The sequence below is a fragment of the Paenibacillus sp. FSL R7-0297 genome (assembly GCF_038009025.1).
Classification (GTDB): domain Bacteria; phylum Bacillota; class Bacilli; order Paenibacillales; family Paenibacillaceae; genus Paenibacillus_AQ.
Genome location: NZ_JBBPAQ010000001.1, coordinates 1,024,880 through 1,040,191 on the forward strand (window position 1 = coordinate 1,024,880; position 15,312 = coordinate 1,040,191).

The following is a 15,312-nucleotide window of genomic DNA, read 5'->3' on the forward strand; positions in this document are numbered from 1 at the left end:
AAAGAGTAGCGCATGCTACCGGACTTGTAGCATGCGCTCTAGGGAAGTTCTGGCTTTGTCGGCGACAGCGGGCGGTACATAAATCTGCGGCTTCATCGTCTCCAGGCATTTTACCAGTTTCTTTAAATTGTTAACCTTCATATTGGGACAGACCAGAAATTTGGTGGCAAAATGGAATTCTTTATCCGGACTGTCCAAACGCAGCTGATATCCGGTTCCATCCTCAGTTCCCACGATAAACTGCCGGCGGTCCGATTTCCGGCAATACTCTATAATCGAGGTTGTGCTGCCCACATAATCACCCATGGCCACCACTTCAGGACGGCATTCCGGATGTACCACAAATTCTGCTTCCGGATATTTGGCTCTCATCTCCACTACATCCTTGACGGTAAGCATATCGTGAGTATTACAGTAGCCCTCCCATATAATCAGCTTCTTGCCGGTCTTATCCTGAACATATTGGCCCAGGTTCTTATCGGGTACCCAGATAATCTCTTCCGCATCAAGCGATTCAATCACCTTCACCGCATTGGCAGAGGTACAGCAAATATCAGTTTCTGCTTTGATCTCAGCGGAGGAGTTGATATAGGTTACTACTTTGGCATTAGGATGCTGCGCCTTCAGCTTCCGGAGTCCGTCCACGTTGACCATATCCGCCATAGGACAGCCGGCGCGTTCATCAGGAATTATTACAGTTTTGTTAGGCGCAAGAATCTTGGCGCTTTCCCCCATAAAGTGAACCCCGCAGAATACAATCACATCTGCCTCTGTCTCCGCAGCCTTCTGAGCCAGTAAAAAAGAGTCGCCACGGAAATCCGCTACTTCCTGAATTTCATCCCGCTGATAATAATGAGCCAGAATTATTGCATTCCGTTCTTTCTTAAGCTGTTCGAGGCGCACACGAAGTTCACGATTCTGTTCCTGCTTGCGCTCAAGCGCCAGAGCTTCCACGGTCATTCTCCCCCTTATGTCTTCATGGCTTATAGCCAGTACATTCTATTAAGTTAACTTATTTAATATTTAATCACTAATGTACACAACGTTCCACCCCCTGTCAATGCGGGCAAGCCGGGTGTAGCTCTATGTCTTGATGTACGTATAGACAGAAAAATCCGGAGAACCTCAGGTTCTCCGGATAAAATTACGATGTTTTGTTCAAAAAGTGATTAAACCAGACTTCCGCCGCCTTTGTTGCCCTCATCCGAACCGTTTCCTTCTTCAGGATCCGGTTTATTCGGAATATCCTTGGACAGATCGCCAAGGAATGGCGGTTCTTCACCGGATTTGCCTTGAATGCGTACACGTACATCACCGATAGAATCAATTACTGGCTCGCCCGCTTCGTGCGTAACTGCCTCTGTTTCTTCCGGTTTGCCATCCTCTGTCAGGTAGCCTTGCTCAATCAATTCTGTGATCTGATCAAGTTCCAGCGTTTCCTTCTCCAGAAGGGTGTTCGCAATCAGGTGCATTTCTTTGGAATGCTTAGTCAGCAGCTCTCTGCAGCGCTCATAGCTGCTGCGGATAAGGTTCTGCATTTCCTGATCAATCTCGTAAGCAATGGAGTCACTGTAGTTCTGTTCATGTCCGATATCACGGCCAAGGAAGACTTGGCCTTGGGATGTCCCGAACTGCAATGGCCCAAGCTTATCGCTCATTCCATATTCCATAATCATCGCACGCACAATGCGCGTAGCCTGCTGGAAGTCACTATAAGCGCCTGTGCCGATTTCGCCAATGAACAATTCTTCAGCAACACGTCCGCCCAGGAGTCCGGTAACCTTATCCAAGAGTTCCTGCTTGGTAACGATCATCCGGTCTTCCTTAGGAAGCATAATGACATATCCGCCTGCGCGGCCGCGCGGGATAATGGTAACCTTATGCACCACATCGGCATGCTCGAGGAAGTAGCCGGCAATGGTATGACCTGCTTCGTGGTAAGCTACAATACGTTTCTCGCGGTCACTGATTACGCGGCTGCGTTTCTCTGTGCCGACAATTACACGGTCAATCGCTTCATCCACTTCACGCATGGTAATGTCCTTACGGTTGCGGCGTGCAGCAAGCAGTGCCGCTTCGTTAAGCAGGTTCTCCAGATCCGCACCGGTGAAGCCAGTTGTACGCTTGGCAATTACGTCAAGCCGAACATCCTTGGTAAGCGGTTTGTTGCGGGAATGAACCTTCAGTACAGCTTCACGGCCCTTCACGTCTGGACGGTCAACCGTAATCTGACGGTCAAACCGGCCTGGACGGAGCAATGCCGGATCCAGTATGTCGGCGCGGTTAGTAGCCGCGACAATGATAATGCCTTCGTTGCCGCCAAAGCCGTCCATTTCAACGAGCAATTGGTTAAGGGTTTGTTCGCGTTCGTCATGTCCGCCGCCAAGTCCTGCGCCACGCTGACGTCCCACAGCATCGATTTCGTCGATAAAGATGATACAAGGAGCATTCTTCTTCGCATTCTCGAACAAATCACGTACCCGGGATGCGCCGACACCGACGAACATTTCCACAAAGTCGGAACCGGAGATACTGAAGAATGGAACACCGGCTTCACCTGCTACCGCACGGGCCAGCAAGGTTTTACCTGTTCCCGGAGGTCCCACAAGGAGTACCCCTTTAGGAATACGTGCACCTACAGCTGCGAATTTACGCGGATCCTTGAGGAATTCCACGACCTCCACCAGCTCTTGCTTCTCTTCATCAGCTCCTGCAACATCCTCGAAGCTGATTTTCTTCTTCTCTTCATTATATAACCGGGCTTTGCTCTTGCCGAAATTCATGACCTTGCCGCCGCCGCCCTGTGCATTGTTAAACAGGAAGAAGAACAGGATGAACATGATAACTAATGGAATGATGGAAGAAAGGAATGTCAGCCAGATGCTGTCGCCTTCCATTTTCTTCTGAGTCAGCTCCACGCCATTATCTTCACTGGCAGCTATAAGTTCATCAAGGGCCCGATCTGTAGGAGGAACATAAGTGGAGAAATTCTTAGATTTAGTTTCAGGTGGCAATTCTTTGTATTCGCCTGTAACCAGAAATGCGTTACCCTCAAACTGAACCGTCAGGCTCTTCACGTTATTGTCCTTGATCTCCTGTCTTAACTCATCATATCTAGGGAAATCGGCGGATTCATTTCCATTGCTTACAAACTGGACAATGCCCACCACGACTAAAAATAAAATCAAATAAAAACCAGAATTCCGGATGAACCGATTCATCCCCTACCTCCTCTCACAACGCTCAAGTTATTGTACCATAGCCTGACCAGACTCCTCAAATTGTCAGGAAATCCAGAAAAGTGATCCTTGAATCTAAGGCTGTCGATTGGTTCATTTGGAATAAATTTCAGGCTTCAGTACACCTACGTATGGGAGGTTCCGATACAGTTCGGCATAGTCGAGTCCATAGCCTACCAGGAAAGCATCAGGGATCACAAAACCGGTATATTCGGCTTCAAGATTAACTGCACGGCCTGAAGGTTTATCGAACAGGGTGACTACGTTGACGGAAGCAGCATTCCGGCCCTGCAGCATCTCAATCAGATAGCTGAGGGTAAGACCACTGTCGATAATGTCCTCGACAATCAGAACATCACGGCCTTCAACCGATGTGTCCAGATCCTTGATGATTTTGACTACACCGGAGGATTTGGTCGTACCACCGTAGCTGGATACTGCCATGAAGTCCATCTCAACGGGTACTGTAATCACTTTAACCAGATCCGCCATAAAGATAAACGCACCTTTGAGTACACAGATGACTAAAGGTGTGCGGCCTGCATATTCCTTGCTCAGCTGGGCGCCAAGCTCCCTGATTCTTTGTTGGATTTCTTCTTCGCTGATCAAGATTTCTTGAATATCATTCTGCAACTTGCGAACCTCCTAAGTTATACTATGAAAGACTTACTTCGACCATTACGTTTCTTCGCCCTGTTCCATGTCTTCCATGGACAGGAGAAGCACCGAGGCCGTGTGCCGCCCTACTGCGGCATGCATCGAGCGCCTAACGCCCGGAATCCAGACGATATTGCCCAAACCATCACAAACGAGGGGAATCGCAGAGCGTTCGGAAGAAGGTATTTTATCATCAATGTAAATATCTTTTACCTTTTTGCTTCCGTTTAATCCCATAACCCTTATGGTATCTCCAGGCAATCGGGAACGGATGGTGAGTGGTAAGACGAGCTCATCGCCGTCAAACCAGGCCGACATCTTCCCAGAGTCCTCCTCCTGTGCAAAAAAATCTTCTCTCTCCAGCACCTTCATCGTCATAACTTTTCCTATCTCCTTCAGGTGAATCCGGGGATGAGGCAAAGACAGAGGGTATGTATAGCTCACCTGCCGAAGCAAGGGCTTGGACGAGAATAAAAGGGTATCATATTGCCGCATACAGACGAAACCCCTGCCCAAATCCAAAGTCCATACGGTGGGGTGCTCCTGCAGCGTTCCCCGGCGCACAGCTTCAATCTTGGGGAAATCCATCACAGATGAATCCGCTGACAGATAATTTAATATTAGTTTAATCAAACGCCGTTGTAAAGCGGAGGGTAGGGCCGCAAATGAAGCTCTCTCCAAGGTGTATTTTCCATGCTCGATAAAAACAAGCTCTTCGAAGCATTTTGCCGCATTCGCCTCCATATATTCATCTTCCGCACCGGCAATTTCAGACAGCTGCAGAAGTGATTGTCTCACTCTCGGATTATGCTGTTCAAGCAGGGGCAATACTTCCAGCCTGACCGCGTTCCGCTTATACTTCATAAGCAGATTGCTGGCATCCTCCGCGTAAGCAAACCCCTCTTCCCGGCATAAGCCGACAAGAGCTGTTTTGTTAATACGCAGGAAGGGGCGGATGAGTTCCACCTTTTTTTCAGTCCGTTTCCAGCGCATGCCTGCAAGGCCTGAAGGACCACTCCCCCGCAGCAGCCGCATCAGCACAGTCTCAGCCTGATCATCGGCATGATGGGCCAGTGCGACAGAACGTGCATGGTAACGGTGCGCGGTTTCAATCAGAAATTGATAGCGTTTCTCCCTTGCCGCTCCTTCCGGACCCAGTCCTATTTCCTTGACCATGGATGGAATATCAAACTCCGCGAGCTCAAAAGGGATTCCCAGCTCAGCAGCCATATTCCTGACAAACTCCGCCTCTTCCGCTGATTCGGCTCTGAAGCCATGATTCACATGGGCACAGACCAGAGTTAATGGCATCCGGTTTACGGCAATCTCGTGCAAAATACGCAAAAGAGCCACAGAGTCCGGCCCTCCGGAAACTGCGACTACTATGGTGTCATGGGGCTGCCACAGTTCATGCTCAGCCGCAGCCTCCAGTACGGATTCCACCAGTTCTTTCATTTGTTCCATATGCGGCATCCTTTCTTGCAGATCACTTGCCTGTCTTGCTCCGGAATTCCAGCACGCTGGTATTATGTATAATTTCAAAAACGGAATACCCAGTAGATCGTAAAGGCCAGCAGAAATAAAGACAGCGCAAACGCATTTTTGAGCCAGCGGGGAGTTGCCATCGTATCTTTTCCCGTCTTCCGTGCTCTGTATATCTGACTTCTCCAGATCTCCGCAGCTTGTGAGGAACCGGGAAAACCGCCTTTGAGCGCCAGACACAGCCAGGAGGCCAGCTTTTTGTCAGGCAGATTTCTGGCCAGCTTCAGCAGTTCATCCACACTCCGGGTCTGCGGCAGCTGCTGGGCTGCGGACTTCAGACCTTCTTCATTAAGCAGGCGCAGGCACAGTACGGCAAAAGCAAACAGATCATAGTTCTCGTCTCCCGTCCGGCTGCCGGCGTTCCAGAACCCGCGGTCATGCCATTCGGTAAACTGCTTCACGCTGCGTCCCAGGGGACTCGCGCCTCCGTAGTCAATCAGCTCGGCTTCCCCGTAATTGGATACCATGACATTCTCCGGCTTAAGGTCTCCGAACACAAAGCCGCACTCATGCAGGGTCTGCAGCTTCTCCAGGAGCTTCATGCCGACAAGCCCCAGCCAGGACGCCCCGTTCCTGGACAAAAAATGATGAAGCGGCCTGCCTTCCACATAACGCATCACGTAGAAAGGAGTATGGTCCCTATCCTTGAAATCATCCGATTCCAGCAGGTAAGAGGACAACGGTGACTCCTTGCGTGCCCGGTGCTCGCTGCGTTTACGGCAGGATTGCAGAGAAGTCAGTACATTGATTTCTGACTGCAGCTCCAGCGTATCGTATCCGATTTTGAGCGCATACCGCTCCCGCCGGCCTTCCCGCTGCACAAGATATACGGTTCCGTTTGCCCCTTTCCCCAGCATCCGCTCCACAACATAACGGTTCCCCCGCCATTTGCCGGTAATTACAGTGCCTGCCGGAAAGGGTGGATTAGACGACATACCCACCAATCATCCCTTCTCTTGCCTCGTCATCCCCATTCACAAGATAGTCACGAGGTTCATCCAGTTTATCATAACGGTAATGTTCGAGCACCTTGAAAATAGCCGGTCCTGTCGGAGTAGCCCCCCGCATCTTCAGCCTGGAGAACAGTGAGCGGACTTCCGATACATTCCGCGTCCAGTCCATATCCAGCACGATATCTTCACTGCTGGTACGCCCGGGGAAATGGAACACGGCAAGCTCGCTCCGCCCTTCCCGTGCCTCCAGACTGAGAGCCAAATCACGGATGGCATCCTCCACGGCACCCAGCTTGGGCTTCATGCTCGCACTTGCATCAATTAATAGGGCAATACGCAGCGGAGAAGTCTCGGTCAGCTCATCGACAACCGTAACCACCTGTGACCGCTGCTGCGGAGGCAGTTCTTCGAGGGAACCCTCGCCGAGAATTTTTTTTACCTCTTTATTAACCGCCTGCTGGATCGTCTGAACCACGGTCTTGCGGGTCATCATCTGAATGGTCTGTGCCAGCTGCGACGTTGAGGCAATCCGGCTGAGTCCGCCTCCCGCTTTGGCAATATCAGCGATCTCCCGGCTTCCGAGTTCACCGATCGTTCCATAGTCCACGACTCCTACGACATTGACCGTAATACCCTCCTGCCGGGCATGCGCCGCCGCAAGTACCGGACTTTCCCCCACATTCGAACAACCGTCAGTAATGAGTAGGATCTGCTTCATGACCGTTCACTCCCCTTTGCCTTGTATCTAGTTCTAGCATATCCAAGGTAGAGAGATTTCAAACGCCGCTTAGCGGGAAAAACTTGAATCGAATGGCTTCGTGAAATAAGGGCCACTGCGAGAAAGTTTTGGCCCTCCGATCGCTGTTGTCCTCTGATTTCCTGATTTGAGTAACGCAGTTTGCGGTTGAAATCAGAGGACAAAGGCGAACACTGCCGCTTCTGCGGCTCCAAAATTCCTCTCCGTTCCATATACTTCACTTTCCATCAATACAAGTTTACGCCGCTGAGTCAGCGGCGGTTGAAACGGGGCGGGCAGAAACGGGCCAGTGGATGGAATGCACTTGCCGGTTAACGCAAGATTGAGAACACAGGCCTCAGCCAGCAGAATATTTGGAACCTCCAGTGGTGATCAACTTGGTTAACCACTTAGCTAGTTGGTGGGAATCTGGTGACTGCTGCAGCTAAATTGATAAGTTATCATGCAGATAACTATTAAGTGCCCGCTATCGCTCCTCCAGTCTGAGGTCTTAAATCCTGCACCAAATACAACAATTCCCTCATACCAATCACCCTTAAACGGATATTGTTGTACGAAATGCAGGATTTCTCAGCTTCCAGCCACTTTGCGGAGCAATTCTTGTATTTCGTACAACAATTTTTCCAAACACCCTGGTTTCTTCATATCAAAGCTGCACTCAGTACAACATTTAATGTCTGCACAGAGACGAACCGGTATTGCCTGCCTAAGTTCCCTGAATCCCATTGCTGCATACCGGGCAGAAGACAGAGTGGACCTAAGAATCCAACTTACTGCATGGAGGAATCCTTACCCTGCAGGGGAATCTTTTATCGGCTGCCGGCTGTCATTCTTAAGTTTTGCTAATCTTATATAGAAGATAATGAAAGAACAGTGTCAGGTAAATGATAGGTTACCTAACTAACTGTGCGCGGTCTCTCCATCCGGCCCACTCCCGGCATATGCAGGCTTGACCACTCGGGATGGAAATGATCGACACGGCTGACGACAATCGTCATATCATCATGGATCTCATTGCCCTGGTAACGGATTACTTTATCCAGCAGGCTGTCGGCCATATCCTGAGGATCATCGCCTTCCAGCTCCTGAATCAGTCGTTTCATCCATATCTCTTTATTAACGGCATATCCGGGCGCATCATAAATACCATCGGTCATCATAATGAGAATATCTCCGGGACGCAGCTGCATGGTGACCAGGTCCACTTCAATATCTTTAATAATTCCAATCGGCAGATTGCTGGCTGTCACCGGAATAACCTCGCTGCCCCGCCGGATAAAGCTTGGTGCTGACGCAATCTTCATGAAGATGGTCTGCGCCGAATATTGATCGATCAGCGCCATATCCACGGTCGCATAGAATTCATCCGGGGAACGCAGCAGCAGAATCGAATTGACAGATTTGACCGCCAGCTTCTCATCCATCCCTGATTGCAGCAGCTTCTCCAGCATGGATAGCGCAGCACTGCTCTCCATCCGGGCCCGCTCGCCGTTGCCCATTCCATCACTGATCGACACAGCAAAGGTGCCATTTCCGAGCTCCACCGTACTGAAGCTGTCGCCGGACATTATATCGCCTCCTTTGGCAGCACCGGCTACACCTGTGTTAATTTCATAAGCCTTGGCTGAACCAAAAGTCACCATAGATAAGCCTTCGCGCGGGTGCACCGCTGTTTCACTTACCACCGCAATATTCTCCTCCAGGATATCGGAGAGCAACGGGGCAATCATTTTGCGGCATTCGTCGAAGCCCCGGGTATAAGCATGCACCACTTCAATCTCTACCCGGCCGGGATCAAGGCTTAGAATTTCTATGGTATGAATTGACAGGCCCAGCTTCTCCAGTGCCTCGCGGATCTGTCCCTCCTGGCGGTACATCGCCTGGCCTTCCCGCTTGATCTCCTTCGCCAGATCCTCCATAACCTGAGAGACCCCGGATAATTGTTCGGCAACAAATTGGCGGCTGTCGTATATTTGCCGCTTCCAGCGCATATCATGCTGATAGAGTTCATATTGGCCCTTCATTACTTCGAGTACTTCGCCCGTCTTGCCGCAGATCCGGTTCCATTCCGGAGGCAGCTGGGCCGCTGTAATGTCGGGGCATTCTTCCACAGTAGTCATCATATCGGTCATATATCTGTATGTCTGATAGAACTTGGCATCCCAGCAGTGGGTACGCCGGATGCAGCCGGCGCAGGCTCCTTCCGTTACCGTTTTCATAAAGTCCTCCATTTCACGGTCGCTTTTACCGGCTTCCGTGGCACGGGGAATTTGACCAAAGCTGCTGGAGAGCTGACGGAATACCTGAGAGAATTGGGTAACCCGGTCTGCTGTAATATCCCGTACTCTGCGGGCATATTCATGTTGAGAGCGGCTATGATCAGCAGTGCCCGGTACATATTTGGCAATGGCAGAAATAATGCCTTTAGGTGTCAAAAGAAACAACACTACGGCGGCGCAGGTCTCCCAGGTGGAATTCATCACATCGCCTGGTCCCATGAAATATACCGACAATATGGTTGAACCCAGCAGCATCCCGATTGAGACGGCCCCTTTGCGTCCGGACTGCATCATTCCCGCCAGCATACCGGAGAAGGCCAGCAGACTCATCTGATAAATGGCACTTACATCAGCCAGACTAAGGATCAGACCGGTGACGACACCGACGGCTGCGCCGAGCGGGGCTCCACCGGCAAGGGCAAAGAGCAGAATGAGGAAACGCGATAAAATATGCTCCAGAGAAAGGCCATTTACCGTCCACCCGACCAGGCCTGTCATCACGGAGGCCAGCAGAATAATCAGGCAGAGGACCTCTTCATTGCGAAGCGCCCTGCTTTTTTGCTTATAAGTGAACACTGGAAGCGCCTGCAGGAATACGAGCGTCAGCACAAACCCAAGCAAGGCATCAATCGTTGCCATCATCAGCGGATACCAGGCCAGCGTCGGCCCGATTACCACCCGGAACAGTCCCACCATAAAAGAAGCGACGAATACCATGAGCGGCGCATAGGACAGATCCACCCGCTGGAAGTTCTCCATTCCTTTGTAAATCAGATAAAAGATAATCAGCTCTGCGGCAACCACTATAGCACCGGGAAACGGGGTAAACAGACTTCCGAGAAGAATAGCCGCAGCCACAGGCAGCGTAGAGTCCCTGCGCATAAATACAATGACGGCGAAATAAGCGGCAGCAAAGGGAGTCAGCTCGTCCAAAATCATGGCACGGCCTAGTAAAAAGCCCATCAGACTCAGCAGCAGTGCCCACTTCTTGACCGCGATGAACTGGAGGACCGGCTGTCTCATACTCCACGCCTTCAGACGTGTACTCCAAGCTTCCTTCTGAACCTTGTCTTTGCTTCCTGCTCTTGTCCACTCCGGCAAATTCACCACATTGCTTTTACTCATTCCCCTGCACCACCCGTATATGAATTTATGGTTCTCATTATATAGCGGGGGTCTTATGAAAGTTTGTCAGAAACAGAGAGCAGGCTGCAAAAATATTCCGACAAAAAAGCCTCTGCCGACATTTTATGGAAAAACCTTTCTAACCCTTACGGAGCAAAAGGTTAGCCCATGCTGGGGCTGGCCTTGACGGCAGACGTTGCCGGTGCCCCCGCAGACATTCGTCAGCTTTTGCCCTAGAGTTATGTGAGAATGGCTTGGATGCTGTCGGCAATTTGTTTGTGGCCGACAAAAAACAGCCCGGCTGCGAATCCTACACTGAAGGTATTGCAGAGCTTCCTGCCACCCGCGGGCAAATGCCAGGAATTGAACAATTACCAGGACAAACAAAAAAACCGCGAAGGGCATGAAGCCCCAGCGGTTATTTATGATGTGCAAGACTCAGATTATACGCGCTTGGCTCCACGGCCGCCGCGCTTTCCTTCTGTGTTCTTCTTGATCGAAGATATCCGTTCTTCGCTGTCTTTCAGGAAGCGTGACATTTTATCCTCGAATGAAGGTTTACCGGCTGCAGGCTTGAATGGACGCCCACCCCGTTCACGATTGAATCCACCACCGCCGCCTCCGCCACTGCCGCCACCACCGCCGAAACGGTCTCCACCGCTTGGACGTTCTGGTCTTGGAGCTCTGGGGGGACGTACTTCCGACGCCGGCTTATCAACGGCCTGCTTAATGGAAAGTCCGATCTTGCCGTCCTTGTCAACATTGATCACCTTGACGGTTACTACATCCGCAATCTTCAAATGATCGTTAACATCCTTGACGTAGTTATCGGCGATCTCCGAGATGTGAACGAGACCTGTGACACCTCCTGACAGATCCACAAATGCTCCGAAATGCGTGATGCCTGTCACCTTGCCCTCTAACTTGGTGCCCACTTCAATTGCCATAGAATAAAATGATCCTCCCTTAAAAATATACAGACGAATATTAGTTCATCCTGTCTGCGGTGATTTGATTATACAGTAAAGAACAAAGCAAGGCAACAGAGCGAAAGCCCCTTTTAGCCTGCTTTTATTACTCAGATTGCTCTGTGCGGATAGGTGATTCACCTTCTGGATACATATTATACCATTTACGCGCTAATTGTCCGATATACTCATCATTATTCAGCCGCGAGACTTCATATTTCAGTTGGTTGAGCGAAGCTGTGACGCTTTCATTGCTCTGCTGCTTCTTCGCAAGCTGTTCAGTCTTGTCGGCAATAGCTGAACTCTGGGCAAAGAAAGTAAACCCGGCCCAGCCGAAGAATACCGCCACTACAAAAATCCATATAAACTTTCTTCTCTTCGCGCCTGCGGCCGAAGCCTTATTGTTATTATTCTTCTCTTCCGCAGAGAATCTGTTCATACAGCGTACCCCCAGTTCAAGATCAGCGTTTCCGCCATCCCGATATCCATTTAGTGATCCTCACTACCCTGGGACTATGATAGAACCGGGAAAGATACGGAGAGACCCACCTTACAGGAAGTACCCAGATTGGCTTGGTTAGACGCAGCAGCAGCTTGAAAATATAGAGTAGGATCCGGCCGAGCAGCAGCAGCGTTCCCTTTACAAGGCGCCACAGCCAGAGAAGCGGCCATCCGATCACGATCTCAATACATCTCCATAGCAGCCTGCACGTATACTGAACCGACTGAATTAACATTAACACAAAACGCCGCACCGTAACACTGAAGATCAAAAAATAGATCCATACACCTAGAAAGAGTCCGAGAAAGACATAAAACCTCAATTGTCCCTGATTTCCGGCATAAAGCATGCGAAAGACGAACAGGGCAGCTGCTATCCAGTACAGCAAATCCAGCAGCGCATTCAGCCATTTGGGAAAGCTCAGCTTCAGCGACAGCACCCGGTAGCTGTCATAGGCCAGTCCCATGGTTGTGCCGGCCAGCACCATATAGAGCAGGGTGATCCATTGGACCGCGGGATTCATTTGAACAGCTTACGGAGAATCCCTTTATTTTTGCCCTGCGTACCGGGATCCAGATAAATCAGGGAATGAACATTGCCTTCAAGTGACAACAATCCATTCTCCAGACTCAAATTTTTGATATGTAAATGACTTCCCCGAATGGTGAGATGGCCGAGTTCCGTACGTAGCAGAAACTCCTCGCTGTCAAAGCTCTCTACATTCTGCACGCCCGTAAGTTCGACCTGTTTACGGCTGTGCATGTGCAGATCATGTTGTTTATTGACTTTGGCTGGCTCGATCATAGCATGTACCCCTCCTTCTTGGTTCTAATCTATGACGGAAGGACAGGGTATAGAACATGAAGGCGTGCCATGCATCGTAAAAAAGCGTAACTTCACATAGAGTAAAGTTACGCTTTCGATTACTGACTGAAATCTGCCTTACCAGTCGAGTCCGGTGCTTTTGGCCACAGGCTCTTCACGGAGCAGGGTATACATTCCGGCGGCCTCGTCCTTGCGGGTGGTCTCCACCAGCTTTTCGACTTTGACCGTCACAAGCTTTTGGCCGAACTGCACGGTAATCTCGTCACCGATCTTCACAGTGCTGCTCGGTTTGGATTCCCGTCCATTGATCAGTACCCGGCCCTGTTCGGACACATCCTTGGCCACGGTGCGGCGCTTGATCAGACGGGAAACTTTCAGGAACTTGTCCAGACGCATTAGTTAACGGCTTCTTTAAGCTTGTTACCTGCCTTGAAGGCCGGTACAGTCGATTCAGGGATTTCAATAGGTGTGCCCGATTGCGGGTTACGGCCGGTACGGCCGGAACGTTTGCGGGTTTCAAAAGTGCCGAATCCGATCAGCTGCACTTTATCTCCGCTTGCCAGAGCTTCTGTAATTTCGCCCAGAACCCCATTGAGTACCGCTTCTACATCTTTTTTGGCCAATCCGCTTTTTTCGGAAATGTTGTTTACCAGATCTGTCTTGTTCATAATTTGAAGTTCCTCCTAGGATACAAAAAAATAAATGAAATTCCGGCTCGCTGGCAAAAAATGCCGCAAATCGTCATTTCGTCTTTATGATATTCTTGATGCTGCCTTCAATTCCTGCCATGATCCGCCCTTTTTTTAAAAAAGTAACCGCTGGCAGAGAACCGGGACTTATAGCACTATAACATTATAAACCTCTATTTGCATTTTAAATCAGAGATTTAAGGTCCTGTTCACAGCATTACCGTTTCTCCAGCACTGTATACCCTACTGGCTCCGCTCTTCTGTCTTGGCTTCCTGCCAGAGAGCCTCCATCTCTTCCAGACTACTGTCTTGAACACTAGTACCTCTATCAAGCAGCCGCTGCTCAATGTACTGGAACCGGGAGATAAACTTGCGGTTTGTGCGGGTCAGCGCTTCCTCCGGATCGGCATCGATGAAGCGGGCTACATTGGTTGCCGCGAACAGCAGGTCACCCAGCTCCAGCATCTGCTCCTCGGCAGACAGCCCCGTTTCAATCGCTTCCTGCAGTTCGTCGACCTCTTCACGGATTTTGGCTAGGACATCTCCGGTATTATCCCAATCGAATCCCACCTTGGAGGCCTTCTTCTGCAGCTTGTAAGCCTTCATCAGTGCAGGCAGGTCACGGGGAACCCCGCTGAGCGCGGACAGCGCTTCAGGCTTCACGCCTTTGCGTCGCTTCTCTTCGGCCTTCATGCCGTCCCAGTTCTGCAGCGCCTCCTCGGCATTGCCGGCAACACGGTCGCCGAAGACATGCGGATGGCGGAAGATCAGCTTCTCATTCAGGCCTTCAATCACATCATAGACGCTAAATGTACCGAGCTCCTCTTCCATCTGGGCATGAAGCATAATCTGGAGCAGCAGGTCGCCCAGCTCTTCCTTCATATGGTCCGGGTCATCCTCGTCGATCGTTTCCAGCACCTCATAGGTCTCTTCGATCAGGTTCTTGCGCAAGGATTCATGGGTCTGCTCACGGTCCCAGGGACAGCCTTCCGGACTCCGCAAAATATCGACAATCTCATGCAGCCGGGCAAACGTACGCTTTCGCGCATCCTCTGCAGGGTTGATTGGAACATACACCAGCGAGAGGTTGCCGTATCCGTCCAGCCGGTCCAGCTCATACAGCGGCACACGCAGAATCTGCTCCTCACCCTCTACACCGAGAGCATGTCCGACAACTACTTCATACTCCGGCGGATACAGCTCCATCAGGCAGAGCTTGGTTTCTGACGCAGTGAAGCTGTCATACACCTGCCCGATCAGTGTGTGCAGCTCCGGGTGGAGCTGGGAGCTGCGGATGCCCGAAGCATCCAGCAGCTGAAATCCTTCAATCGGATCAAAGCCCAGACGGACGAATGCCTCATCGAGGAAGCTTTCCCCGCCGAGGATATTCAGCTCAATGCGGGCCTCCGGGCAGCGTTGTCGCAGCAGGGATACAGCGGCTTCAGCAACCATGGGATGTCCCGGCACGGCATAGACGATTTCTGTGCCTTGCGGAGCCGCCGCTGCCTTCTCAATCAGGGTTGCCGTAATGGCTTCGTAGACCTCAGGGAAGGAGGATAACGATTCATACAGCCCGTCGAAAGACTCCGAAGAAATCTCAAGCTCAGCCAGTGCAGCCATGGCGGGATGCTCTGCGGTCCGCACGTAAACGGCGGATGCCGCCTTGAGCTTCTTGATAATGCCCAGTGTCAGCCGGTCCGGATTACCGGACCCGAGGCCGACCACCGTTAGTATTGCGCTCATGCCTGTCTACTCCTTTGAGGGCATCTGCCTGCT

The 15,312-nt window shown here is 50.8% G+C and carries 14 protein-coding genes; all 14 read right to left on the reverse strand.

Translation table 11 applies throughout. The features are described 5' to 3' along the window. Nucleotides 1-15: 15 nt before the first annotated feature. Nucleotides 16-954 (reverse strand): quinolinate synthase NadA, encoded by a 939-nt coding sequence (gene nadA, locus MKZ24_RS04365; protein ID WP_039309543.1) that lies wholly within the window; start codon nucleotides 952-954, stop codon nucleotides 16-18. 215 nt (nucleotides 955-1,169) lie between these two features. Further along, nucleotides 1,170-3,221 (reverse strand): ATP-dependent zinc metalloprotease FtsH, encoded by a 2,052-nt coding sequence (gene ftsH / locus MKZ24_RS04370; protein WP_042231440.1) that lies wholly within the window; start codon nucleotides 3,219-3,221, stop codon nucleotides 1,170-1,172. Between the two features lie 111 nt (nucleotides 3,222-3,332). Beyond that, complete coding sequence (gene hpt / locus MKZ24_RS04375) at nucleotides 3,333-3,872, reverse strand: hypoxanthine phosphoribosyltransferase (RefSeq protein ID WP_039309523.1); 540 nt, start codon at nucleotides 3,870-3,872, stop codon at nucleotides 3,333-3,335. Between the two features lie 45 nt (nucleotides 3,873-3,917). Continuing rightward, nucleotides 3,918-5,360 carry a tRNA lysidine(34) synthetase TilS gene (tilS, locus tag MKZ24_RS04380; RefSeq protein WP_340781438.1) on the reverse strand — a complete coding sequence of 481 codons (1,443 nt, stop codon included), beginning with the start codon at nucleotides 5,358-5,360 and terminating at the stop codon, nucleotides 3,918-3,920. 74 nt (nucleotides 5,361-5,434) lie between these two features. Further along, nucleotides 5,435-6,373 carry a serine/threonine protein kinase gene (locus MKZ24_RS04385; RefSeq protein WP_340781439.1) on the reverse strand — a complete coding sequence of 313 codons (939 nt, stop codon included), beginning with the start codon at nucleotides 6,371-6,373 and terminating at the stop codon, nucleotides 5,435-5,437. After that, nucleotides 6,363-7,109, reverse strand: coding sequence for a VWA domain-containing protein (locus tag MKZ24_RS04390; RefSeq protein WP_340781440.1), 747 nt, complete (start codon nucleotides 7,107-7,109; stop codon nucleotides 6,363-6,365). The genes MKZ24_RS04385 and MKZ24_RS04390 overlap by 11 nt, the downstream gene beginning before the upstream one ends. 935 nt (nucleotides 7,110-8,044) lie before the next feature. Then, on the reverse strand, nucleotides 8,045-10,552 hold the full coding sequence (gene spoIIE, locus MKZ24_RS04395; protein ID WP_042231433.1) for a stage II sporulation protein E: 2,508 nt from the start codon (nucleotides 10,550-10,552) through the stop codon (nucleotides 8,045-8,047). 443 nt (nucleotides 10,553-10,995) lie between these two features. Further along, entirely contained in the window at nucleotides 10,996-11,499 is a 504-nt protein-coding gene (locus MKZ24_RS04400) for a S1 domain-containing RNA-binding protein (protein ID WP_042132690.1), read from the reverse strand. Between the two features lie 127 nt (nucleotides 11,500-11,626). Next, on the reverse strand, nucleotides 11,627-11,959 hold the full coding sequence (locus tag MKZ24_RS04405; protein ID WP_042231432.1) for an FtsB family cell division protein: 333 nt from the start codon (nucleotides 11,957-11,959) through the stop codon (nucleotides 11,627-11,629). 22 nt (nucleotides 11,960-11,981) lie between these two features. Next, nucleotides 11,982-12,545: a spore cortex biosynthesis protein YabQ gene (gene yabQ / locus MKZ24_RS04410; RefSeq protein WP_042231430.1), complete on the reverse strand. Its 564-nt coding sequence runs from the start codon at nucleotides 12,543-12,545 to the stop codon at nucleotides 11,982-11,984. Continuing rightward, nucleotides 12,542-12,826 carry a sporulation protein YabP gene (gene yabP / locus MKZ24_RS04415; RefSeq protein ID WP_039309510.1) on the reverse strand — a complete coding sequence of 95 codons (285 nt, stop codon included), beginning with the start codon at nucleotides 12,824-12,826 and terminating at the stop codon, nucleotides 12,542-12,544. The genes yabQ and yabP overlap by 4 nt, the downstream gene beginning before the upstream one ends. Nucleotides 12,827-12,964: 138 nt before the next feature. Next, nucleotides 12,965-13,243, reverse strand: a complete 279-nt coding sequence (locus MKZ24_RS04420; RefSeq protein WP_036723951.1) for an RNA-binding S4 domain-containing protein — start codon at nucleotides 13,241-13,243, stop codon at nucleotides 12,965-12,967. Then, a complete protein-coding gene (locus tag MKZ24_RS04425; protein ID WP_039309509.1) occupies nucleotides 13,243-13,515 on the reverse strand; it encodes an HU family DNA-binding protein in 273 nt (90 codons plus the stop codon). The genes MKZ24_RS04420 and MKZ24_RS04425 overlap by 1 nt, the downstream gene beginning before the upstream one ends. A 264-nt stretch (nucleotides 13,516-13,779) precedes the next feature. Then, on the reverse strand, nucleotides 13,780-15,279 hold the full coding sequence (mazG, locus tag MKZ24_RS04430) for a nucleoside triphosphate pyrophosphohydrolase (protein ID WP_340781446.1): 1,500 nt from the start codon (nucleotides 15,277-15,279) through the stop codon (nucleotides 13,780-13,782). Between the last annotated feature and the right edge of the window lie 33 nt (nucleotides 15,280-15,312).